Source organism: Chryseobacterium capnotolerans, from assembly GCF_021278965.1.
Taxonomy (GTDB): domain Bacteria; phylum Bacteroidota; class Bacteroidia; order Flavobacteriales; family Weeksellaceae; genus Chryseobacterium; species Chryseobacterium capnotolerans.
Genome location: NZ_CP065589.1, coordinates 603422 through 627436 on the forward strand (window position 1 = coordinate 603422; position 24015 = coordinate 627436).

Sequence of the window (24015 nt, forward strand, 5' to 3'; positions counted from 1 at the left end):
CTTAGAATAATAATAAGAGATTTTGAAATTTTGAAGAATGTTTCTTATCTCAGCCTAAACATCTCATCTTTACATGTAAAGTATGCTTAAAATAGAGGAACTTGTTCATGCATATATTCATACCCATTGCGATTTTGAAAAAGAACTCGTCCTGACCAACTATTTCCAGGCTGATTGGGAAGCAGATCTACTTATTATTGACGCTGACGGAATAAGCCATGAAATTGAAATTAAGCTTTCAAAAAGTGATTTTAAAAATGATTTCAAAAAATCATACATTAATAAAGATACCGGAGAGACGTTTCTGAAACACGATAAAATTTCTTGTGGAGATTATATTTGTAACGCATTCAGCTTCTTATTGCCAATGGGAATGGTAGATGCTGGCAGTATTCCGGAGCATTGCGGAATCATTGAGTTTTATCATAATGAAGATACCTGGAATACAGAATTCTATCTTATCCGTCCACCCAAAAGACTTCACGGAGATTCTTACTGGCAACTGAATGATAAAGATCTTTTCATCAGAAAAATAGCCTTGAACTTACTTCAGCGAAAAATGGAAATCAAAGGTAAGCATGAAGAACTCATCTTCAAAAATCCTTTTGATCTTAAAAATAAAAAGTAAATAATATAAAAACATTGCATAAAAAAATCCTGTCATTAGACAGGATTTTATAGTTATTTATAGTTCTAAAATGAATTAATCTACTACTTCGTCAGAATCTCTCTGAAGTAAAAATTTGTAGATCAGTCCACCTACAATTCCACCAAGAATAGGAGCTACCCAGAACAACCAAAGTTGTGACATCGCTAATCCGCCTGTGAAAACTGCCTGCGATAGGGATCTTGCAGGGTTTACAGAAGTATTTGTAATAGGGATGGAGATTAAGTGGATCAAAGTAAGGGCAAGTCCAATGGCGATACCGGCAAACTTACCATTGGCCCATTTATCCGTAGCACCCATAATCACGATAAGGAAAAAAGCTGTTAATAAAAACTCCGCCAGAAATGCAGCACCCATACTGAATGCTTTTCCGTTGTAGACTGCTTCTCCGTAGAAATTGGTAGCAAAAGCTCCCGGTGCCGAGAAATCGACAACCCCGGCTCCGTTAAGGATTGTATATAGACATCCGGCTGCTACAATAGCACCAAGACACTGCGCTACAATATAAGGGATAAGGTCTTTAGCCGAGAATCTTCCCCCAGCTAGAAGTCCGAAAGAAACAGCAGGGTTGAAGTGACCGCCGGAAATATGACCTACGGCATACGCCATTGTAAGAACAGTAAGACCGAAGGCTAACGCAACTCCTAAAAGTCCGATCCCGATATCAGGAACACCCGCTGCAAAAACAGCGCTCCCGCAACCTCCGAAAACAAGCCAAAATGTGCCGAAAAATTCAGCAAAAAGTTTTTTTATCATGTTGTTTATTTTTAAAATGTAACTCAAATGTAGAATTTATATCTTAAAGTAAAAAGTTAAAACTGAAAAAATATTTCAAAATTGAAGGAATAAAAATTATAAATTAAACAAATTGGTTTGATGTTTGTTTGGGATTTGTCGGGATACGATTATAGTTGCTATTGGATGAACTAACATAATCGTTTTATTGTTCGGTACTAATTTAAAGTGGTGGTTAATGAGAAAGTTTCTTTATGTGGTCTTTGTACCTTTTATGTATAGTTTACATTATTCGCAGGCAGCAAAAAAAGCGCTTCCCTGCTATGATCTTACAACTGTTTTAAAGGTAGAACCTACAGCGCTTTACAAATCACATCTGGATGCCTCCAAAAGTTTTGGAGTACATCTACTGAAAGACTCCAAAACCGTACAGAAATATATCAACAAAGGGAAGTTTCATAAAATCAAGAAGTCAGGAAAAGGATATCAGGTTCAGAGGCTAGATTACAGCAGGGCTTATATGGTTTCTAAAGGAAAGACTACACTGGAAAATATGGGTTCCAAATTCAGCAAGGCAACAAAAGGAGGCACTTTCACGGTTTCATCCATTACCAGAACATTGGAAGACCAATGCCGGTTAAGAAGAGTGAATTCTAATGCATCATTGGGAATAAGCTCTCATAACTATGGCAATTCTTTTGATATTTCTTATATAAGATTTAATAATGTCCTGAAATATAATCCAAAAATGGAAGCGGCTCTAGAGAAAGTTTTAAAGCATTATGCGGATGCTGGTAGAATTTATTACATAAAAGAAAAACAACAAAGCTGTTATCATATTACAGTGAGAAATTATTAATTAAATTCCTACTTGCACAGCATGTTTAGTTTGTATAATTTTATACAGCTAAAAACCATGCTTATGACAACATTAAACTCCGTAAATTATTTGCTCTCTGTAGAAAAATGTAAAGCAGCTGCTGACGAATGGATTGGCTGCCGCTGGGATTTTTTAAGGATAAAGAACTTAATTCCTACCAATTATGTATTCAATATTTCTGATGGCCCCCTTCAATGGATGAAAAGCTATAAGGAGTATCCTGAATTCTGTGCTGCAATGGGAATATTGAACAATCAGGTCATTCTGATTTTTTATCCACTGAATGAAAAAGGAGACCGAATAGATCAAACAGAATATCCTTACACTTATCTTACTGAATTAGATAAAGACCTGAAGCTTCAGGAGATTCAGGAATATACTATTGTTAAAAATGCCATTCTTTCCAAAGGGCTTGAAAAAATGGAACAAACTTCAGATATGGCTTATCCTATCTCCAATAAACCTATTTTGGATCAGGATGTGGCTATTGATGCTATTGAAACCTGGAGAGAATCAGGAATGGACTGGTTCTATAAAGAACACAAAGAATCTGAAGGAGCAGGAATCTTTACCAAATTTTATGTTCCTACAGCAGATTTATGTCTTTCAGATGCAGGCTTGCGAGAAATCAAATGTTCTTTTGGGCTTAAACTTAACAAAGTATACGGGAAAATGTTAGTAACTCTTATTTTCATTTCTTTCCGTGAAGACCTTCAGAATTCACAACATGCTGAAACATTTTCTAATATGTATGACTGGGCAAAACCATGTCCTCCAATCTGTCGTATACCAGGGGTTGAAAATGGATTTTAAAAATAATAAATTAATTAAGGAATGGCAGATCTTTATAAGACGATTTTATTCCTAAACTATGCATTGCTTCTGGCAGTTATTTTGCTGGGAGCAGCTAAATACCGCATATTAAATCATAAAGAAAAGCAATATTTTTATTGTATTGCTTTTCTATTTTTTATTGAACTGCTGAATCTTGCACTTCCTTATGTTTTCAGGCTTAATGATACTTCATTTCTCTATCCGTTTTATATAGCCGGAGAATTTTTTCTACTGACAGGTTTGTTTATCAGAAAGCTGGATTGGTCTAAATATCTTTTAGGATTGGGAGCAGCCATTTCCGTTGGCTTTATGATCTCAAAGTACGGGTTTGACTATCCGGCCAATGCTGATATTGCAAAGGTGGTTTCTAATATGATCATCATTTGCCTTTCAGGGCTTACATTGATTAGTGAAATTAAAAAAACATCAGCACAGAACCGCTTTCTTTGGGTAGATGCCAGTATTTTTTTCTATTATTCTGTTTCAGTATTTATTTTCATCATCCAGCATCAGATTGTTAATCTTTCGGAAAACAGTTATTATATACTTTTCAGTGCCAATAATATTTTTTCCAGTATCCTGTACTGTTCACTCTTATATACCTTTATCCGATTAAAGAAGTAACCTTAAATATCAACCTTTTAATCCTTATAATTGTTACCATAGCAATTATAGTAGCCTTTATTCTATTAGCTTACAGGGCTTTTATAAGCAGGATTATGAAGGAGAAAAATGTACAGCATGAAGCAGAAGTCCTTCATCAGAAAAAACTGGCATTGGAAAATATCAAGGCTCAGGAAGAAGAGCGGAAAAGAATAGCCGTAATGATTCATGATGATATTGGAAACAGGCTCAATATCCTATCCTTATGGCTCAATAATCTGGATACCCAAGGTGATGAATTGATTAAAAAAAATATTTATGGGCAAATGTCCTCATTGATCGATGCTGCCAGAAGTATTTCTCATTCATTATATCCTGTTAATCTCGAATCAGTAGGATTGATCTTGTATGTAGAAGAACTCATTGCCAATCTTTCTCACAAAATTAATATATCCATGCAGGTAATGCCGGGATATGAAAAGAAAGATCTTTTTGTAGAAGTACAATTGTACAGGATTATTCAGGAATTTACCACCAATGTTATCAAACATTCAACAGCAACAGATCTTTGGATTTATATTAAAGATGATCCGCAAAATATGGCCGTCGTTATTTCAGACAACGGACAGGGATTCGAATATGAAGAAGTGAAAAAAGGAATGGGGATCAAAAACATTGAATCCAGGATCAAATCGATGAATGCCAGTCATAAATGGAAAAAATCTTTTTAAATAAAGGAAGTCGTTTAATTATTAAAATTCCGAAATATCATGAGTTCCCAAATCAAAATAGCACTGATTGATGATGAACAGCTGATCCTTGAAGGGGTAAAAATGCTGCTGTCTAATGAAAAAAATATATCTGTATCCCTTACTGCAGATAACGGCCCTGATTTTATAGACTGTCTGGAGAAGCTTTCAGAGAAAGACTTTCCTGATATTGCCCTCGTAGATGTTCAAATGAAGCCGATGAATGGTTTTGAACTGGTGGAGGTTCTCAAAGAAAAATATCCGGATCTTAAAATCATTATTTTATCTTCCCACTATAAAACATCCATTTTAGGATATATGGTCAAGCTGGGCGTTTCCGCTTTTCTTCCTAAAAATTCTGATAAGAAAACATTTATTGATGCCATTACGATGGTCTATAAAAACGGAGTTTTCTTTACTGCTGAAGACCATCAGATGCTGTTTACCTATATGAACAGCTCAGCTAAGAAAAATTCACTTTTTGAAACCGAAGACGAATTGTCTGAAAGAGAAAAAGACGTTGTAAAACTGATCTGTCAGGAATTTACCAACAATGAAATTGGTGAGAAACTTTTCATAAGTCCCAGAACTGTTGAAAGCCACAGGCAGCGTATCCTTGAAAAAATAGGAGCTAAAAACACAGTGGGAATAGTAATCTATGCCATTGTCAACAATATTTATTCCCTTGAAAAAATATAATCTGATTCCGTAGAAATACGGAATTTTTTATTTGGTACTTTTCACTCTAGCCAGACTGCTCTTTCTTCCGTTATTTTGAAATGTCTCTTTTAGGGATTTTAAAATAAAAACATAAATGTACAGAGAGATCTGTAATAAAAAATTAACAAAAGAATGAATAGCAGTAGAGTGATTTCCGCCGGAATTTTTTTTGACGGCACAGGAAACAATGGGGTAAATGCACTTTCATCAGATAAACCACTGAATAATAATGAAAGCTATCACGGTGCATTCACCAATATCTATAAATTGTACAAATCGTTTATCGGTACTGAGAAAATATACATTGAAGGAATAGGAACCGTTTCAGGAGAGGAAGACAGTAATTTTGCCATGACAACATGTGCAAATCCACCTTATGGAAAAGGGTATTCATCAGATGATAAACTTCAGAGAGCAGAAGACTTTGTAAAGAAGATCGTTCATGATGAAAATGACGAATATCATTTTTATTTATATGGTTTCGGGAGAGGAGGAATGCTGGCCAGAACCTTTAGTCATTGGCTTTTTTCCAACTATCCTTTTGCTAAAATTAAGGTGAAGTTTTTGGGAGCTTTTGATACGGTAGAATCAAAACCGTTTAATACTTATGATCTGAGTGTGCCTCATCAGGTGGAAAATGTATTTCATATCTGTGCACTTCATGAATGCCGTTTTTTTTTCCCGCTGACTGGCTTTTTTGAGAATTCTAAAATAATGAAGGATCATCAGTTCCGGAATAATACCACCGTCTGGAAAGAAATTTTTGTTCCGGGAGCTCATGCTGATATCGGAGGCGGTTATCTGGAAGGTCCGCAGTCAGCATATATTTCTACAGACTTTGCCAGTTCAGATGATCTTAAGAATTATGTTCAAAATATAAGAAACAGGAAAACCGATCTTGAAGGAAATAAGGCATGGGATGCTTTACTTTCAGGATTCAAAATAGAAAGAAAAGATGCCTTTTCTAAAGCTTATGTCTGCAGAGATAAAGTGTACAATGAATTATCAAAAATATATGGAAAACTCATGCTGGAAGAAACCAATGCCGTTTCACCAGTTTTTGCATCAGGAAATGAGCTGGAAACAGATTATGGTAGACATCCTTTATTGAGAGAGCTGTATAAAGAATTGCAAGAATATGTAAGAGAGTTTATTATAGATAAAAAGCCATTATACGATTACAATATACTGGCTGATTATATCCATATTTCAGCTAATTTCGGGTTGTATCACGATGGCTTGAAGGCTAGATCGGAATATGAAGTAAATGTTGAGCTTCTCAACAATGGATTGAATGTTTCAAGCAGCACTATCGTGGATCAAAAAAGTAATGCAAGGCTTTCAGTTGAACTTCATCTTCCCGAAGATAGTTTTGTATCCGATTTTCTGTATGGAACCAGCGTTCCCAATAACGATATCTGGACTCGTTCTATTATCAGAACTCCGGCAATAAAGTTGGATGAAATCAATAATTAGTAGTAGTCCTTTTTAGTTTTAAATTTTAGGTTGTAAGGGCATCACATCAGATGCCCTTTGTATTTTCCTTTAGAAATAGAATTTTTATTTTCTAAGAATTGAAATTGGATGTATTTCTGGAAAATCAGCTGGCGAACCTGTGTTTTCTGGATGATCATTGATACAATAAGATGATAGGATCGGGATGGCTTTGAAAAGCTAAAAAAGCGGTCTGTTTTGGGCCGTTTTTTTTATTTCTGGGCCATTCATTTCTTTTTCCGTATTTTTGCCCCCGAAAATTCATTATTCATTACTAATTATCAATTAAAATGCTTTCGGTTCAAAGTTTAGGATTACACCATTCGGGAAATTATTTATTTCAAAATGTAAATTTTACCATTAAAAAGGATGATAAAGTGGGGCTCGTAGGAAAAAATGGAGCAGGAAAATCTACTTTATTGAAAATGCTGTCCGGAGAAATTAATTTCTACGAAGGAGAAGTGATTACAGAAGGAAGCGTTACCATTGGTTTCCTAAAGCAGGATCTTGATTTTGTAAAAGGAAGAACGGTTTGGGCTGAAACCATGCAGGCTTTTGAGCAAATTAATGCATGGAAGAACGAACTTGAAGAGGTGAATCACCAAATGGCGACAAGAACCGATTACGAAAGTGATTCCTATACGGATTTGATTAATAAAATGACCGAACTGAATGACCTTTTGATGAACCATGATGCCTACAATCTGGAAGGTGATATGGAAAAAGTGTTGTTTGGTTTAGGGTTTAAAGCTGATGATTTCCAAAAAATCACTGATGAGTTTTCAGGAGGATGGAGAATGAGAATCGAATTGGCAAAGCTGCTTCTTCAAAAGAATGACATCATGCTTCTCGATGAGCCTACCAACCACCTGGATATGGAATCTATCATCTGGCTGGAAAACTTCTTAAAAGATTATCCCGGAGCAATTGTGCTGGTAAGTCACGATAAACAGTTTATGACCGCTGTTTGTAACCGTACTTTTGATATCAACAATAAGAAGGTTGACGACTATAAAGCCAATTATACCAAATATCTTGTGATGCGTGAAGACCGCCGTGAAAAACTGATTCAGGCTAAAAAGAATCAGGATGCGGAGATCAAGCAGATGGAAGATAACATTAATAAGTTCCGTGCAAGTGCTACCAAAGCATCTTTTGCCCAGTCACTTATTAAGAAATTAGATAAAATAGAACGTATTGAAGTAGATAATGAAGATGTTTCAAAATTCAATATCCGTTTTGTACAGTCTATGGTTCCAGGGAAAGTAATTTTCGAAGCTGAAAACCTTGGAAAAGCTTATGGTCAGAAGCAGATTTTTGACGATGTAGATTTTATTGTTCAAAGAGGAGATAGAATTGCTCTTTTAGGACAAAACGGACAAGGAAAAACAACCTTGGCTAAAATTTTAGCAGGAGATATTAAAGATTATTCAGGAGTATGGAATCTTGGACATAACGTAAACATCGGATACTTTGCCCAAAATCAGGAAGAAGTTTTAACACCGAATAAAACGGTTCTTGAAGAAGCAGAAGATGCAGCAACAGAAGAAACCAGGCCTAGAGTAAGAGATTTATTAGGATCTTTCCTATTCCAGGGAGATGCTGTTACCAAGAAAACAAAAGTACTTTCCGGAGGGGAAAGAAATCGTCTGGCACTTTGTAAACTATTACTTCGTCCTTTCAATACATTGATCATGGACGAACCTACCAACCACCTGGATATTCAGTCTAAAGAGATTATTAAACTGGCGTTACAGAACTTTGAAGGTACGTTAATTGTAATTTCTCACGACAGGGAATTCCTTCAGGGACTTTGTGATAAAATCTATGAATTCCGTGATGGGAAGATGAAAGAATTCCTTGGAGATATCAATGAATATCTTGAGTACAGACAAAAAGAAACCATCAGAGAAATTTCTGCAGAAAAAGCTAAACTTCACAATGAAGTAAAAGAAGAGCCAAAGAAAGTAGAAGAGAAACCTGTCGTTAGCACCAGCCAGGCATCTAATATTGTCAGCAAGGAACAAAAAAATATTCAAAATAAAATCAAGAAGGTAGAAGAAAAAATTTCTGAGCTTGAAACTAAAGTAGAAGAAATGGAAGCTTCTTTCGCTAAAGAAAACCCTTCCGATGAAACTTTAGAAAAATACAATAAAGCTAAAGAGGAGCTGGACAACGCTCTGCAGGAATGGGAGTACCTGGGAACCCAACTTGATTAATTGATCATACAAAGCTTCATAATTTACTTTATGAAGCTTTTTTGTAACAAAATATGATTCTTTTCTACTTATCAAAAGTGAATCATAAAAGTAATTTAATAGAAGTTTTGGCTGAAAATTAAATTATTTTCATAATTTTGACCCATGATTAAAGAAAGCAGAAACTTAAAAGTATTTATCTCCAGGCTGTTGTTTGGGGTATACTTCATCGCGCTGCTTTCTCAGAGCTTTCACCATCATGAATCTGTAGATTATTTTAAAACATTTAATCTTAAAAAAGTCGAAAATTCTGTAACGAAAGCCATTACTAAAGAGAAAGCGGGTGACTGTCTGGCCTGCCACTTTTTGGTGACCGGACACACATTAGCTCCTGAAGAATTCAGCTTTAGCTTTGAGCATTATACGCACGAGGTAAAGCAAATTATCGCCATTCAGGAAAAAATCTGGTCTCAGACCAAATTTACCTTTCAGCTTCGCGGACCACCCGCAATTTCCTAATCAATACATTCTTATTGGGTTTAAACTCTATACTGTAGAATTTAATGTTCAAGGTTTGAAGTTTAATGGTTAAAGTTGTTGAAAAACAGCTGTAGCTTGTAAAGGATAAGTACTCGTTGACTTAGTTCCACAATCTTAACTTTTGACTTCTTATCAGTGATACATTTTACATGATACATGATACCTGTATCATGAATCTAAGCCCATTCAATAAATTTTAACGAAAAGTGTACCCCTCATTAAAAGGGTACGCAATCAATCTATTTTACAATGAAATTGATATATTGCCTGCTGCTGATCTTTTGCGGATCGGTATTTACGAGTGCACAGAAAGCTTATACTGTACAAGGAACGGTTCAGGATTTTCATGACAAAACCATGCTGGAAAATGCAGTGGTGAAAATTGGGAATCTTACAGCAAAAACAGATAAAAAAGGAATGTTCTCCTTTGATAGAGTCCCTGCAGGGAAGTATACACTCATTGCACAACATCCTGATTGCAATGATTATACTGAAAATATAAGAGTTGATCAGGATATTCAGCTTATCATTACACTGGAACATCATATTAAAGATATTGAAACAGTGACCATTCATGGAAGTCACAAGAACAATGGAAGTATGGTGGTGAAAACACTTGATAAATCAACGCTTTCAAGAAATGTCACCGAAAACTTAGGGAATTTATTAACTAACATTTCCGGAGTAAACGTTCTTAAAACCGGAAATAATATTGCTAAGCCTATTATCCATGGCCTTTATGGAAGCAGAGTTTCCATTCTTAATGATGGGGTGAAGCTGGCTGAACAAGAATGGGGAGTAGAACACGCTCCTAACGTGGATGTCAATAATTTTGAACATATCGATGTGATCAAAGGAGCATCTGCTTTGAAATATGGAGCGGGTGCTGTAGGTGGAGTCGTTGTTTTACAACCTCAGGTTTTACCAAAGAAAGATACTATTATGGGAAATGTTTCTCTTTCCGGAATTTCAAATGGAAGAGGGGCTGATCTTAATGTTAAGCTTGCAAAAACCTGGGAGAATGGCTGGGCAATAAAAACGAATGGAAGCTATAAAAAGCTAGGTGATCTGGAAGCTCCAGATTATGGTCTGATGAATACAGGGCTTGAAAGTTCCGGGTTTAATTTTGGCGTTCAGAAAATGACCTTTGAAAAAGGATTCTCATTTGATTATTATCTGACAAAAAGCACAGTAGGAATTCTTAGAAGTTCCCATGTAGGAAATTCTGAAGATCTACGTAATGCGCTTACAGCACCGGAACCAATCTATCAAAGAGATTTTAGTTATGATATTGATAATCCTCAACAAGAAATTGAACATCATATTGCTAAAATATCCGCTTACAAAAGATTTGAAAACTTTGGGAAACTTACAGCTACCTATAGCTTTCAATACAATCATAGAAAAGAATATGATATAAGACGTACAGAACAACTTAGTAAAAAACCAGCATTGGATCTTGAGTTGATTACCAATGATCTGAATGTAAATCACCTGGTAGAAAGAGGCAAATGGAATCTTGAAACAGGAATTAATGCGGGGTATCAGAATAACTATTCCAATACCCAGACTGAGGCCAGACGTCTTGTTCCAAATTATGACAGATATTATGCAGGAATTTATTCTGTATTAAAATATAAAATAGCACCTAAGCTGGATATCGAACTTGGAGGAAGATACGATTATGATCATTATGAAGTGACAAAATGGTATGATCTGAGTGATTGGAATAAAACTTACGCAACAGATTATTCAGACTTTGTAGTAAGAATAAATCAAAACAGGATTCTTACAAAACCATCTTTAAGTTATAATAATATTTCTGTGAACGGAGGGATTGTTTATCATCATTCTGAGTATTTTGATTTGAAATTTAATTATGCAAGAGTTTCAAGGTCTCCAAATATTGCAGAACTTTTCGCCGATGGACTTCACCATTCTGCTGCCATTATTGAAAGGGGAGATATGAGAATGAAAAGTGAAACCGGAAATCAGTTTAATGTAGTGGCAGACATAAAAGCAAATGTTTTAAAAGGATTGAATGTTTCAGTAAACCCATATCTCTTTTATACTCAAAACTTCATCAACCAAATTCCCACAGGGTATCAGAATACACAATGGGGTGGAGCTTTTGTAGTGTATAATTATCAGCAGATCAACGCGAAAATGTATGGATTAGATATCGATGCTCAGCTTAAAATTACGGATAACCTGACTTATAAAGGAAGCGGCTCTTATGTATATGGTCAGGATACGACTCATGATGTACCGCTTATTTTAATGATGCCACCGAATTTTAACAATTCATTGGAATTCAGTAAAAAGAATGGAAAAACTTCTATTTCACAGTAAGTAACAATACTTATCTGAAACAGACAAGATTTCCTGTTTATAACGTTCCGATCAGATTATTCGATTCGGACGGAAATCCTTACAATGAAGAAGTGGATATTTCTACACCTCCAAACGGATATTCCCTTTGGAACCTTCAGGCAGGGGTAAATCTGTCTAAAAATTTCGGAATTGATTTTTCAATTCGAAATGTATTCAATACGTCTTACAGAGATTATCTGAACAGACTTCGTTTCTTTTCCAACGAAATGGGAAGAAACTTTATTTTAACTCTTAAATATCAATTTTAATTACTTAAAATCAAAAACATGAAAAATATTTTTAAAAATACAACTTTTATTTTAGGACTTTTATTCTTTGCCGTTTCTTTAAGTGTAACCTCTTGTAACCGAAGCGATGACGAAGCAGATGATCTTCCTCAGGAAGAACTGTCAGATGTTCTTTTAAAAGTAACGGATGAAGCTACAGGAGTTCCCGTAGTTTATGATTATCAGGTGAACAGTACCACGAACCCTAATGTTAAATTGATCAATGGACATACTTATAATGTAGAGGTTCTTTTCAAAAATGGTGACGAAGACGCTACTCAGGAAATTAAAGACGCAAAAAATGAACACTTCCTGGTGTATAACTTTCCAAACTCTGACATCACCTTAACCCGTACTGATGATGAAAGCTCTACAAGAGGGGATGGAAACCGTGTAGGGCTGAAAACAAGATGGCTGGTCAATACTGCTGTAAAAAATGCTTCTGCACCTAGTCAGTTGGTTCTTACATTATTCCATGAGCCGGTAACGGTTTCTGAAGCTTCTGCTGTGAGTGGAAACGGGGTGATTTACGGAGCTCATACAGGAGGTGAAACAGACGCACAAGCTAATTACAATATTATTAATTAAAAAATAAGCTCTTCATAGCAAAGAGCCTATATATCGTTATATTAATTTTGGGGAACCACTGATTTTTTCAGTGGTTTTTTTATTTAACAATATTTGGCTGTATTAGTTGATTTTAAATGGGTGATTTTCATAAAAAATTCATATTTTTGCAACCTAAAATTTTAATCGATAATGAAGGTTACCGCACAAAACCATGATGATGTAAGTGCATTACTTACTGTAACATTGGAGAAATCTGACTACAAAGAAAAAGTAGAAAAGCAATTGATTAATTATGCTAAAAATGCGCAAGTTCCTGGATTCAGAAAAGGGAAAGTGCCTTTGAGTATGGTTAAGAAACAATATGAAGCAGGAATTGCATTTGAAGAAATCAACAGACAGGTTTCTGATGCATTGAACAGCTATGTTAACGACAACAAGTTAAGATTAGTTGGTCAGCCTATTCCTCAGCCAGTAAACGAATTAGATTACAATGCTGATCAGGTAACAGTTGCTTTCGAAGTAGGATATGAGCCTGCATTCACTATAGATTTAGCTAAGTATGAAGCGCCTCACTACAAAGTAGAAGCTTCTGAAAAAGAAATCAGCAAGAGTATTGAAAACATGCAGAAGCGTTTCGCTGAGCAGGTTCCTCAAGATAAAATCACTAAAGATTCTTACATCGCTTTAGAAGTTTCTCAAGTTGTGGAAGAAGATGCTGAAGGAGAGCACCACCACCACCCAAAGAACGTTACCATTACAGCTGAAAACAAAGAAGCTTTCAAATTAGTAAAAGCTTTGAAAATGGATGGATCTGTAAAAGTAACTAAAGAAACTCTTGCAGGTGATGAAGAATTAGCTAAAGAATTAGGATTCAGCAAAGAAGAAGTAGAGCACCTACACCACAATGAAGTGGAAGTTAAAGTAAAAGACTTCTATTCATTAGACTTAGCTGAACTTAACCAGGAGTTATTCGACAAAGTATACGGAGAAGGAAACATCAAGTCTGAAGAAGAGCTTAAAGAAAAAGTTAAGACAGAATTAGATGAGTATTTCCAGCAAAATGCTGACGTTCACTTCGTGAATAAAGTATTAGAGCAAGTTACTGAAAAAGAAGAAGTAGCACTTCCTGAAGCTTTCTTAGTAAAATGGTTAATGTTCTCTAACCAGAACATCCAGTCTGAAGAGCAGGCTAAAGAAATCCTTGAAAACGAGAAAAACCAATTGAGATACCAGATCATCGAAGGTAAATTGATGACTGATAACGAAATCAATCTTGATTATGCTGATGTATTGGCACAAGCTGAGCAATTAGTGAAAAACCAATTGGCTATCTACGGAATCCACCACTTAGGTGATGAGGAGATCCAAAAATATGCTGTTGAAATGTTAAAAGATCAGGAGCAAGTAAGACAAATTTCTTCTGAAGTGGCTATGGCTAAATTAAAAGATGTAATTCTTGAAAAAGCTAGCAAAAAAGAAACTAAAATTTCTCACGACGAATTTTTAGAAGAACTTAAAAAATAATTATACTCAGATATAAATATTTCAAAACCGTCAATTCTTTGGCGGTTTTTTTATTTGAACATTATAAGACTCCCTCAGCTTTGGGATCATCCCATGATTGCTCACTTATTATTCATTATTAATTACTCATTACTCATATTTAGCATGTCCGCCAATATTCCTATATTTACCCTTTAAACTTATTATATATATGAAAAAGATCATCATTCCATTTTTCTGTGTCGTACTTTTCTTTGTTCCGGCAGCAGCTCAGAAGAAAGATGCCGCTTCTGTAAAAACGGAGGCCGCTAAATCAACGATTACCGCTAAAGAGGTATTGGATAACTACTTTAAAGCATTGGGAGGAAAAGATAAGCTAGAAGGAGTAAAAACTCTTTATATGGAAAATAGCATGACAGCCCAAGGTATGGAAATTACTATGACTACCAAAAAAATGGGGAACAAGTTCAAGTCTGTACAATCACTTATGGGGCAGCAGATGGTTCAGTTTTTCGACGGTGAAAAAGGATATTTTGATCAGATGGGAAACAAAACAGCCATTCCTGCAGACAAAGTTACTGAACTTAAAAAAGCAAAACCGGTAGATGCATTAGCATTTGACGGAGCTACTTTTCAAAATGTTACCGTAGAAAAACTGGATGGTAAAGACTATAATGTATTGGCTTCAGATAAAGGAAAATTTTATTTTGATACTGCTACAGGACTTTTATATAAAACGATGGCAGGAGAGGGTAATGTAGTGATTAAAAGTTATATGACGGTAGATGGAATACAATTCCCTAAAGAAGTTGAAGCAGAAGGTGCAGGCCAGAAAGTAGAAATTAAAACGACTAAAGTTACAGTAAATTCCGGAGTAACGGATGCTGATTTTAAATAGCTTAAAGAGTAAGGAAGCTTGATGCTGGAAGTGAATGAAGACAATCATTAAATTTTAGCATTATTGATTGATATGATTATCAATTGCTAAAGGTTCAGAAGTAACCTCCATCATCCATCTTCTATCCTTTATACATAAAAAGCCGGAAATTAATAATTCCGGCTTTTTATGTAAAGAAGATTATCTATGAACCATATTCTTTCTTCCATTCTTCTGCAGCACCGCTCAGAACATCATAAAATTCTTCGCCGTACTTTCTGATTAATGGCGTTTTCAGGAATTTATAAACAGGAACCTGAAGTTCTTTTCCAAGCGTACAGGCATCGCTGCATACATTCCATTCATGATAATTTAAAGCCGTAAATGAAGAGTATTCTGTAACACGGATAGGGTAAAGGTGGCATGAAATAGGTTTCTGCCAGTCTACAGCACCATCTTCGTATGCTTTTTCAATGCCACATTTCGTAATGCCTTTATCGTCAAAAGTAACATAGGCACATTCACGGTTTTCAACCATAGGAGTAACATACATTCCGTCGTGTGGATCAGTAGTCCATGTACCCTGTTCTTCAAGGGCCTTGATGCCCTCTTGAGTAAGGTAGGGTTTAATTTTGTCAAAAATACCGTCCAGTATTTCAAGCTCATTTTTGTCCAGTGGAGCTCCTACATCACCTTCCACACAACATGCCCCCTTACATTTGGTAAGGTTGCACACAAATTCTTCGGAAAAGATTTCCTCAGAAATCAATTTATCGTCTATCTGAATCATAATTTTTTAAAATAAATCAAAATACGTACCTGCTTTAAAGGTAAGTAAACTTAAAATAATAAGCCATAAGCCGGCCTCCTGCATCCAATATTTGGGTAAGAATCTCATCATTCTGCTCAGAATAATACTGGATGGAAATGCCAGAAGCAATAAATATTCATAGCTTTTATTCATATATAAAATGATGGTAACAAGCTGAGCTAAGGAAAAGACCAGCAGAAATGTGTATTTGTATCTGCTGATTGGGCTTTTCTTATTGTAATTTTGAAAATGGTCATATACGGCATAAATAAGCATTAATGCCACGGGAATTAAAGGAAATAATTCCGTATAATCTGTTACGGGTCTCATCTTTCCAAACGGGAAATAATCAATATTCCATGAAGTAAACTGAACGAAATACATAACAGAAAAATAACTGAATGCAATCAGAATAATTCCCAAAAGGAATCTGAAAAGATTTAAACCTACTTTGGCCGAAGTAGCAATGACGTGGATAATCACAAAAACAGCCATAGGCCAGGTGGTTGGCAGAAAGATAAAGTTTAAAGCAACAATGGCTCCCACCAATACATATGATTTTTTCCTTATATCCTCATCAGCACTCGTTAAGAGTAGGATCAGAAAGGAATTAGTAAGCAATGAAACGGCAATTCCTATATCTAGATTACCCGGATACAATCCAAAAATAAAGAATGTATATAAGAATAGCGGCAAATGGGTCTGATAATTAAGGGCAACACTGTGAAAGCAAAAATATCCCAACGCAATTCCCAGAAAAGTAATTCCGGCAATAATTGCTTCATAAGTATTGAAATTCAGTATGTTAAATATTACGACTACTAAAAGAAGACAACCAATATAAACAGGAATTGAAAAAATATTGCTTTCTTTTGAAAGTAATTTAAACATTTTTTATAAATTTGTACAAAGTTAATTTAAAAAAGGAAAATAATGACGTCTTTCTTTCTATTCTTAAGCAAAGTTTTCAAATCGAGTTTCGCATTCTTTGATACTTTCGGAAATGTTTTAAACTGGATTCTATTTATAGTTTGCTGTGTATTATTTACTTACTGGTGCTACGTACTGGTTGTAACACTAGGTGGTGACAAAGATAAAGACTATTATTCTCCAACGGAAGGTAAACACCCTTACTACGATCCGAATATCTACAAAAAGAAGGTTAATTAATTGGTTATATAGTAAAAAACCGATCAAATAATTTATTTGATCGGTTTTTTTATACTAACGATTAAAATTTTCTTTTACTTAGTCGTGAATAGGAAGTACCAAAACAGGGATATTTGAACTTTTTGTAAGTCCTTTGGTAAGGCTTCCTACAAATACATCATAAATTCCACTTCTTCCATGTGATCCCATCACAATATAATCCGCATTTTTGTCTTTGGCATGTTCCAAAATGATATCCTTTGCTAATCCTTGTTTTAAAAGGTGCTCACAATCGATATCATGGGCGATAATCCTTTGTTCAATTTTATTAAGCTGAACCAATTCTTCCCGAATTTCATTCGCTTCCACTTCCGGAAAATATTGGAACCCCATATCACCAATCGCAAAGCCGATATCAGATGGTGCAACATGGATCAGGTAAATTCTACCATTAAGTTGTTTTGCAAATTTTATGGCACCTTCCACCAGTTGGTCTGTTTTGTCCCCAAAATCTACGGGTAATACAATATTTATCATAACCTTTCATTTTGTTACCTAAAGATATGAAAAATTTACCAGACTTTTATGTTAAATACTTATAATATTCGGATGTCAAGAATTTTTTCGTCTTCCAGGTAAGCTTCCAGAATATCATTTTCATCTACTTTTCCTACTCCTTTTGGAGTGCCTGTATAGATAAGATCACCTACTCTTAAAGTGAAATATTGAGATGCAAAGGCAATAATATCATCAATATTGAAGAGCATATCCTTTGTATTGCCATCCTGAACTTTTTCCTTGTTTTTAAGAAGTGAGAAAGAAAGGTTATCAAGAGTAAAGTTCTCCTTTTTAAAGAAATTTCCAACCACAGCAGAACCATCAAAACCCTTGGCAAGCTCCCATGGAAGTCCTTTTGACTTCAATTCACTCTGAAGATCTCGGGCCGTGAAATCAATCCCTAAACTCAATTCTTCGTAATGTTTGTGAGCCGTTTCTTTCTGAATGTATTTTCCCCCTTTTGATATCTTTACCACCACTTCAAGCTCATAATGGATATCATTGGAGAATTCAGGGATATAAAAATCATTTCCCTTCAAAACCGCCGTATCCGGTTTCATAAAAATAACAGGGTTCTCCGGAACTTCGTTTCCTAATTCTTTAGCATGTTCGCTGTAGTTTCTTCCTATGCAGATGATCTTCATAATTCTTTATTTTATTTGGGATTGCGTAATTGTGAGAACGAAGCAATCTTCATTATTAATGTAAATATTTTTTCTACTCATTCATGGTAAATTCATTTCCACAATAGTAGCACACAAATTTATGGCTCGTTAGAAATGAAATGCCAAAAAAGCTGGTAGCTCTGTCATCCCTGTAAATATGGTTGGACCCACATTTTGGGCATACAAAATCAAACTCCGAATTTTCAATAGTGTGTTCTACTTCTAATGAGTATTGTTCGTTATCTTTATAATCCTGAAGGACCTGACCCGCTTTTTCCAGATCTTCTTCAAAAACCTGAAGCTGAATTCCGCCTACGGCCTGAGAAAGCAGCCAATCCGATTGGATAAGCTGTTCATTGGCAATGAAACTGTTGATCCCATTTTCAGCAAGAATCTGTTTGTCCCTGTTTGCTTCAAGGGCAGTTTCATAAAATTTAAAACGAACGAGATCAGACATATTTAAAATCTGCTTGACAGTTGAATCTTAGTGAATACTTTCTTCGTATATAAAGGAAAATCTGCATTCTGAAGCCATCCAAAGTATCCAAGATCCTTTTGGAAAACTGCTTTTACACCTTGTCCCTTATATTTTCCGAAGTTGAAAACTTCTTCCTGCTTATCGTTATACCCAATAAACCCGGCAAGATCTGCATTTTTGTTATGGAAAGTAAATTCGCTTAATGGAGCAATTTCCTTCGGAATATCATCATATTTCCCCACTTGCGCATCCAGAACTTCAAACGTTGCCATTACATCAGCTTCAGCAGAGTGTGCATTTTCTAATGTTTTTCCACAGTAAAACTGGTAGGCTGCTCCAAGGTTTCTAGGTTCTTTTTTATGGAAAATAGTCTGCGCATCTACCAATTTGAATTTGCTAAGATCAAAATCCATTCCTACTCTAAGCAATTCTTCAGCTAAAAGGGGGACGTCAAATCTGTTAGAATTAAAACCTCCCAGGTCAGTTCCGGTAATCATTTCCATGATTTTGGAAGCGATTTCCCTGAAGGTAGGCGCATCTTTTACATCCTCATCATAGATTCCGTGAATTTCACTGCTTTCTTTTGGAATCGGCATTTCAGGGTTCACTTTCCAGGTTTTGCTTTCTCTGGAGGCATCCGGATTTACTTTTAAAATACAGATTTCCACAATTCTGTCTTTTCCGATGTTAGTTCCTGTGGTTTCCAGGTCAAAAATACAAAGGGGTTTATGGAGTTTTAAGTTCATATTGCTTATTAATAATTTGAAAATGTGTTAATTTGAAAATAAAAAGTTCTCAACTTCCTATTTTAATTGTCTTTGAAAAATAAGGGATACTACCATATAATAAATCACCAGCATCGGGATTCCTACAGTCTTGAAGATAGCAAGAATAGCAATTCCACCTACTAATAGTACAATTTTGGGATAATTGTCTTTTAATGCTTTGGATTTAAACTTCATCGCCATCATTTTAATCGGGCTGATAAGAAGCCAAGATGTAAGGAATGAAAGGATGATAAGCAGTAATGGATTGTCAAACAGGAAGCTGAATGCTCCGGTTTCTTTAAAAGCATAGTATAATCCAAATAAAAGAACCGTGTTGGTAGGTGTATTTAATCCTTTAAAATAATATCTCTGCTCCTCATCAAGATTGAAAATAGCAAGTCTTAGACAAGAGAAAATAGTTACTACCAGACCGATATATTTAATTTCAAATGGGAAATGAAGCCCAAGAAGCTCAGTTCCGAATGGCTCAAGTGCTTTATACATGGTGAGTCCCGGAATAACTCCAAAACTTACCATATCCGCAAGAGAATCAAGCTGAAGTCCCAGGTTCGAGTTTGATTTTAATGCTCTGGCCACAAATCCATCAAAAAAATCAAAAATAGCGGAGAGAATCAGGCATATTGCCGTTGTTTGATAGTCTCCCAAAATAAGATGTATTACACCTACGCAACCCGCAAATAGATTAGCCAGAGTCAAGGCATTGGCTAGATTATTCTTTATAAAATCCATAAGTACAAAATTACAGTTTTTAAAAATTCTAGCTCAAAATAATATGCACTAAAAAACGCCATAAAGCGATTTTGATGTAAATTTGCCCCATGAAATTTTTAAAAGGATTTAGAAAACAGGAAGTTCTGGCATTGCTTTACAGGATTTTTTTAGCCTATGCTTTTTATCAGATTGCAAGACTTTTATTTTGGTATTTTAATAAAGACCTGATTAAGGTAGACTCTGTTTCAGAGTATCTTAAGCTTGCTTATCATGGGATAGCCTTCGATACCACTGCTATATTGTATGTGAATGCATTATTCATATTGTTAAGTCTTTTACCCTTGGTTATCAATACAAAAAAGGGTTTCAGAAAGTTCTTTTCTGGGTTTACTTTTTGACTAATGGTTTGGCATATGGGATGAATTTCGGAGATTTTATTTACTATAAATTCTCTCAGGCAAGGCTTACTTCGGCCGTATTTCAGGTGGCAGAACACGAATCCAATGTTTCCCAGACCCTCATGATTTCCGTTGGTGAGCATCCTTTTGTGCTGATCTGGTTTATTGTTTTAATGGGATTATGGGTTTTTCTTTATAAAAAAATAAAGGTTAAAGAGACGAAACCTACTCAATTACTTCCTTATTTTTTATCTTCCATTGTTACCTTGTGTATTACAGCCGTTTTGGTAGTAGGAGGAATCAGGGGGGATTTCAAACATAGTACAAGACCTATCAATATGGTGGATGCTACCCGTTTTGTAACCAATCCATTGCAGGGAAATTTGGTTCTCAACAGTACATTCTCTTTCTTCAGAACTTTAAATACCAATAATTTCAAGGAAGTTCATTTTGTAGATCAGAAATATATTGCGGAAAATGTTCAACCCGTTAAGCAATATGACAGAAAAGTAGAAGACCGTCCCAATATTGTTATTTTTATTGTAGAGTCGTTTGGGAGAGAGTATTCGGGAGCTTTTAATAAAGATAAAAACATCAAAGATTACGTTTCCTATACTCCGTTTATGGATAGTCTGGCGTCCAAGAGTCTTATTTTTCCAAATACTTTTGCCAATGGAAGGCAGTCTATCCACGGAATGAGTAGTGTTTTGGCAGGAATCCCAAGTCTTGCTGATGCTTTTACAGGTTCTCCGTACTCCAACCAAAAAATACAGTCTATTGTTTCTGTTTGTAATGAATTGGGATATGATACTTCTTTTTACCACGGAGCACCTAATGGTTCTATGGGATTTCTTGGATTTGGAAATATTTTAGGGTTTAAGCACTATTTCGGGAAGACAGAATATAATCACGATGAAGATTTTGATGGAATGTGGGCGATCTGGGATGAACCGTTCCTTCAGTATTTTGCTAAAAATGTAGGAAAGAAACAGCCTTTTATGACTACTGTTTTTACAGCATCCTCTCACCACCCATTCAAGATTCCTGAAAAGTATCAGGGGAAATTCAAAAAAGGGAAAATAGAAATGCATGAGCCGATACAGTATACGGATTATGCCATTAAGAAATATTTTGAAACGGCTAAAAAACAACCCTGGTTTCACAATACGATTTTCATCTTCACAGGAGATCATACCAACCAGGTGTATTATCCGGAATATGAAAAAGCAATGAATCGTTTTGCTGTTCCATTGGTTTTATATTCTCCTAATCCAGAATACCAACTTAAAGGTGAAAATCCTGAGATTGCTCAGCAAATAGATATTTATCCTACACTAGCAGACCTGATTGGTTACAACAAACCTATCAGAAGCTGGGGGAGAAGTTTGGTAAGTGATAAAAAATACCCGGGGATTATGGTAAATTCAGATGGAAGTAATGAGCAGTTTATCATCGGAAATTATATTTATCGTTTTGATGGCAAGGATATTGTCGGAGTATATGATAAATCTGACCTTGCCCTTGAAAAGAATCTGATTGGCCAATTAAAAACCCCTGAAGTAGAACAGGGAAAACAAACGGCAAAAGCTTGGTATCAGGATTATATGGATAGGGTGATTAATAGAAAGCTTAATTAAGTGAATCCATTTATAAGGTCTTTTATGCTTTGTATAATAAAAGTTTTTGTTCGTTAAGAATTAATTTATATTTTTATCAATACATAGAAAAGTATATTGTATTAAAATTAAAACTATAGAAATATGAAAAAAATAATGTTCACATTTGCACTTTCTTTATTTGGTGTGATGACATTTGCACAGATAGAAGGAAAGTGGAAGACAGTAGATGATGAAACCAAGCAGGCTAAATCTATTGTTGAAATCTTCAAGAAGTCAGACGGAAAGTATTATGGAAAGGTTTCTCAGTTATTGATAAAACCTGCTGATCCTAACTGTACCGCTTGTAAAGATGATAGGAAAGGTAAACCAATCTTAGGATTAGAAATCATTAGAGGATTGAAAAAAGAAGGTGATGAATTTACCGGAGGTAGTATTACTGACCCTAAAACAGGTAAAACTTATAAATGTACCATTACAAAAAGCGGAGATAAGCTTAATGTAAGAGGGTATTTGGGATTATCATTATTAGGAAGAACCCAGGTTTGGGAGAAAGCTAATTAATATAAGTTTAAATAGAATTTTAAAATGGCATTTCAGAAATGAAATGTCATTTTTTTTGGAAAATATGTAACGAAAATAAAATCTCCCCACTTATAGATTATGAGCACCGGACAGGAGAAAATATTTATCGAATTTTTTAAGCCTAATCAAAAGCTTATCCACAAAATATGTAGGATATATACAGACAATGCTGAAGATCATGAAGACCTTTTCCAGGAAATCACCATTCAGTTATGGAAATCATTTTCCACATTTAAAGGAGATTCCAAGTTTTCTACCTGGATGTATCGTGTAGCGCTTAATACGGCGATTACACTATTCAGAAAACCTAAGAAACAGAACTCGCAAGCAGTAGATGTTGATGTCTCATCCCTTAGAATAGAGTACGAAACTTACGAAGATGACGAGCATAAACTGCAAAAAATGTATAAGGCAATCTATGAGTTGTCTGATGTAGAGAAAGCTTTAATCATGATGTATCTGGAAGATAAACCTTATAAAGAAATAGGGGAGATCCTTGGTATTACAGAAGGGAATGCAAGAGTAAAAATGAACAGAGCAAAAAATAATTTGAAAACCAAAATAAACACAAAATAATATGGACGAATTAGAATTATTGAAAAAAGACTGGAATAAAGAATCATATGATTTTAAAGAATATTCCGAAAATGATATTTATAATATGATAAAGCATAAATCTGTTTCTGTAACCAAAACTTTACTTCTTATCGGTATGGTTGAACTTGTATTATGGGCCTTGTATGGGTGTCTGGATGAGCAGTTTCCTTATATAAGAGTTGCTTTATTTTTAATTTTTACAGGATTAATCCTTTTTCTGTTCAATAGAATGAAAACCGGACAGGATAGCATAACATTAATGAAAAGTATTTTGAACCTGAGAACTCTCATTTTAGCATATGCATGTATTTCATTGATCCTGATGATTACAGACAATATTATTCATTTCGATCATAATGTAAGAGATTTTATGGCAGGATCCAAGGACGGTTGGAACAGTACTCATAATATAAAAGCCTTACCTACCAATCCTGATACAATGATACCCGGGATAGCAAATTATATAATTTTTGGAATTGTTGTCCTGATTGGACTTTATATTCTATATGTAATTTATAAAAGAACCTACGGGAAAATTTTGCAGGATCTCAGAAAAAATTATAAAGAACTGAGCCTTCAGGAAGAAATAAGAGTTTAACAAAGGAGGCTGGAACAAGGAAGCTGGAAGC

General features: G+C 35.1%; 26 protein-coding genes and 1 pseudogene. 19 read left to right on the forward strand and 8 right to left on the reverse strand.

Translation table 11 applies throughout. The features are described from left to right. Nucleotides 1–82: 82 nt before the first annotated feature. Nucleotides 83–628: a hypothetical protein gene (locus H5J24_RS02735; RefSeq protein ID WP_068944498.1), complete on the forward strand. Its 546-nt coding sequence runs from the start codon at nt 83–85 to the stop codon at nt 626–628. Between the two features lie 75 nt (nt 629–703). On the opposite strand, the gene aqpZ is transcribed toward H5J24_RS02735, so the two are convergent. After that, a complete protein-coding gene (gene aqpZ / locus H5J24_RS02740; RefSeq protein ID WP_068945190.1) occupies nt 704–1420 on the reverse strand; it encodes an aquaporin Z in 717 nt (238 codons plus the stop codon). Nucleotides 1421–1640: 220 nt separating this feature from the next. Between aqpZ and H5J24_RS02745 the strand changes: the two genes are divergently transcribed. The 13 genes from H5J24_RS02745 to H5J24_RS02800 all read left to right on the forward strand — a co-directional run bounded on the left by H5J24_RS02745 (nt 1641) and on the right by H5J24_RS02800 (nt 15051). Next, on the forward strand, nt 1641–2261 hold the full coding sequence (locus tag H5J24_RS02745; RefSeq protein WP_068944497.1) for a DUF5715 family protein: 621 nt from the start codon (nt 1641–1643) through the stop codon (nt 2259–2261). A gap of 63 nt (nt 2262–2324) precedes the next feature. Further along, entirely contained in the window at nt 2325–3095 is a 771-nt protein-coding gene (locus tag H5J24_RS02750) for a hypothetical protein (RefSeq protein ID WP_228407667.1), read from the forward strand. Between the two features lie 21 nt (nt 3096–3116). Further along, nucleotides 3117–3740, forward strand: coding sequence for a hypothetical protein (locus tag H5J24_RS02755; protein WP_068944495.1), 624 nt, complete (start codon nt 3117–3119; stop codon nt 3738–3740). Between the two features lie 95 nt (nt 3741–3835). Further along, a complete protein-coding gene (locus H5J24_RS02760) occupies nt 3836–4450 on the forward strand; it encodes a sensor histidine kinase (protein ID WP_232816010.1) in 615 nt (204 codons plus the stop codon). A 39-nt stretch (nt 4451–4489) separates the two neighbouring features. Next, nucleotides 4490–5167, forward strand: a complete 678-nt coding sequence (locus H5J24_RS02765) for a response regulator transcription factor (RefSeq protein ID WP_068944493.1) — start codon at nt 4490–4492, stop codon at nt 5165–5167. Between the two features lie 153 nt (nt 5168–5320). Further along, nucleotides 5321–6664, forward strand: a complete 1344-nt coding sequence (locus H5J24_RS02770) for a T6SS phospholipase effector Tle1-like catalytic domain-containing protein (protein WP_068944492.1) — start codon at nt 5321–5323, stop codon at nt 6662–6664. Between the two features lie 308 nt (nt 6665–6972). After that, entirely contained in the window at nt 6973–8901 is a 1929-nt protein-coding gene (locus tag H5J24_RS02775; RefSeq protein ID WP_068944491.1) for an ABC-F family ATP-binding cassette domain-containing protein, read from the forward strand. 144 nt (nt 8902–9045) lie between these two features. Further along, nucleotides 9046–9399, forward strand: a complete 354-nt coding sequence (locus tag H5J24_RS02780; RefSeq protein WP_068944490.1) for a hypothetical protein — start codon at nt 9046–9048, stop codon at nt 9397–9399. Nucleotides 9400–9669: 270 nt separating this feature from the next. Next, nucleotides 9670–11772 (forward strand): TonB-dependent receptor, encoded by a 2103-nt coding sequence (locus H5J24_RS02785; RefSeq protein ID WP_283250758.1) that lies wholly within the window; start codon nt 9670–9672, stop codon nt 11770–11772. A 92-nt stretch (nt 11773–11864) separates the two neighbouring features. Then, a complete protein-coding gene (locus tag H5J24_RS25460; RefSeq protein ID WP_346729946.1) occupies nt 11865–12062 on the forward strand; it encodes a hypothetical protein in 198 nt (65 codons plus the stop codon). A gap of 18 nt (nt 12063–12080) precedes the next feature. Continuing rightward, a complete protein-coding gene (locus H5J24_RS02790) occupies nt 12081–12668 on the forward strand; it encodes a hypothetical protein (RefSeq protein WP_068944488.1) in 588 nt (195 codons plus the stop codon). Nucleotides 12669–12839: 171 nt separating this feature from the next. After that, a complete protein-coding gene (locus tag H5J24_RS02795; protein WP_068944487.1) occupies nt 12840–14174 on the forward strand; it encodes a trigger factor in 1335 nt (444 codons plus the stop codon). A gap of 190 nt (nt 14175–14364) precedes the next feature. Further along, nucleotides 14365–15051 carry a hypothetical protein gene (locus H5J24_RS02800; RefSeq protein WP_068944486.1) on the forward strand — a complete coding sequence of 229 codons (687 nt, stop codon included), beginning with the start codon at nt 14365–14367 and terminating at the stop codon, nt 15049–15051. Nucleotides 15052–15235: 184 nt separating this feature from the next. Here H5J24_RS02800 and H5J24_RS02805 read toward each other — a convergent pair whose 3' ends face one another. Both H5J24_RS02805 and H5J24_RS02810 read right to left on the reverse strand, forming a co-directional pair. Continuing rightward, entirely contained in the window at nt 15236–15820 is a 585-nt protein-coding gene (locus tag H5J24_RS02805; RefSeq protein WP_068944485.1) for a DUF3109 family protein, read from the reverse strand. A gap of 6 nt (nt 15821–15826) precedes the next feature. Beyond that, complete coding sequence (locus H5J24_RS02810; RefSeq protein WP_068944484.1) at nt 15827–16732, reverse strand: DUF6427 family protein; 906 nt, start codon at nt 16730–16732, stop codon at nt 15827–15829. A gap of 42 nt (nt 16733–16774) precedes the next feature. Between H5J24_RS02810 and H5J24_RS02815 the strand changes: the two genes are divergently transcribed. After that, nucleotides 16775–17011 carry a DUF6341 family protein gene (locus H5J24_RS02815; RefSeq protein WP_232816011.1) on the forward strand — a complete coding sequence of 79 codons (237 nt, stop codon included), beginning with the start codon at nt 16775–16777 and terminating at the stop codon, nt 17009–17011. A 78-nt stretch (nt 17012–17089) separates the two neighbouring features. Here H5J24_RS02815 and H5J24_RS02820 read toward each other — a convergent pair whose 3' ends face one another. The 5 genes from H5J24_RS02820 to H5J24_RS02840 all read right to left on the reverse strand — a co-directional run bounded on the left by H5J24_RS02820 (nt 17090) and on the right by H5J24_RS02840 (nt 20208). Next, nucleotides 17090–17527 (reverse strand): universal stress protein, encoded by a 438-nt coding sequence (locus H5J24_RS02820; RefSeq protein WP_068944483.1) that lies wholly within the window; start codon nt 17525–17527, stop codon nt 17090–17092. Between the two features lie 59 nt (nt 17528–17586). Continuing rightward, nucleotides 17587–18192: a fumarylacetoacetate hydrolase family protein gene (locus H5J24_RS02825; RefSeq protein ID WP_068944482.1), complete on the reverse strand. Its 606-nt coding sequence runs from the start codon at nt 18190–18192 to the stop codon at nt 17587–17589. A gap of 73 nt (nt 18193–18265) precedes the next feature. Next, complete coding sequence (locus H5J24_RS02830) at nt 18266–18670, reverse strand: putative signal transducing protein (RefSeq protein WP_068944481.1); 405 nt, start codon at nt 18668–18670, stop codon at nt 18266–18268. Nucleotides 18671–18672: 2 nt separating this feature from the next. Further along, nucleotides 18673–19437: a 3'-5' exonuclease gene (locus tag H5J24_RS02835; protein WP_068944480.1), complete on the reverse strand. Its 765-nt coding sequence runs from the start codon at nt 19435–19437 to the stop codon at nt 18673–18675. 57 nt (nt 19438–19494) lie between these two features. Then, complete coding sequence (locus H5J24_RS02840; RefSeq protein ID WP_068944479.1) at nt 19495–20208, reverse strand: CDP-alcohol phosphatidyltransferase family protein; 714 nt, start codon at nt 20206–20208, stop codon at nt 19495–19497. Nucleotides 20209–20297: 89 nt separating this feature from the next. Between H5J24_RS02840 and H5J24_RS02845 the strand changes: the two are divergent. The 4 genes and pseudogenes from H5J24_RS02845 (at nt 20298) to H5J24_RS02860 (ending at nt 23984) form a co-directional block, all read left to right on the forward strand. Continuing rightward, nucleotides 20298–22225 (forward strand): annotated as a pseudogene (locus H5J24_RS02845) (LTA synthase family protein). Nucleotides 22226–22348: 123 nt separating this feature from the next. Next, nucleotides 22349–22768, forward strand: a complete 420-nt coding sequence (locus H5J24_RS02850) for a DUF2147 domain-containing protein (protein WP_068944477.1) — start codon at nt 22349–22351, stop codon at nt 22766–22768. 99 nt (nt 22769–22867) lie between these two features. After that, entirely contained in the window at nt 22868–23365 is a 498-nt protein-coding gene (locus H5J24_RS02855) for an RNA polymerase sigma factor (RefSeq protein WP_068944476.1), read from the forward strand. Nucleotide 23366: 1 nt separating this feature from the next. Then, nucleotides 23367–23984, forward strand: a complete 618-nt coding sequence (locus H5J24_RS02860) for a hypothetical protein (RefSeq protein ID WP_068944475.1) — start codon at nt 23367–23369, stop codon at nt 23982–23984. Nucleotides 23985–24015: the final 31 nt, after the last annotated feature.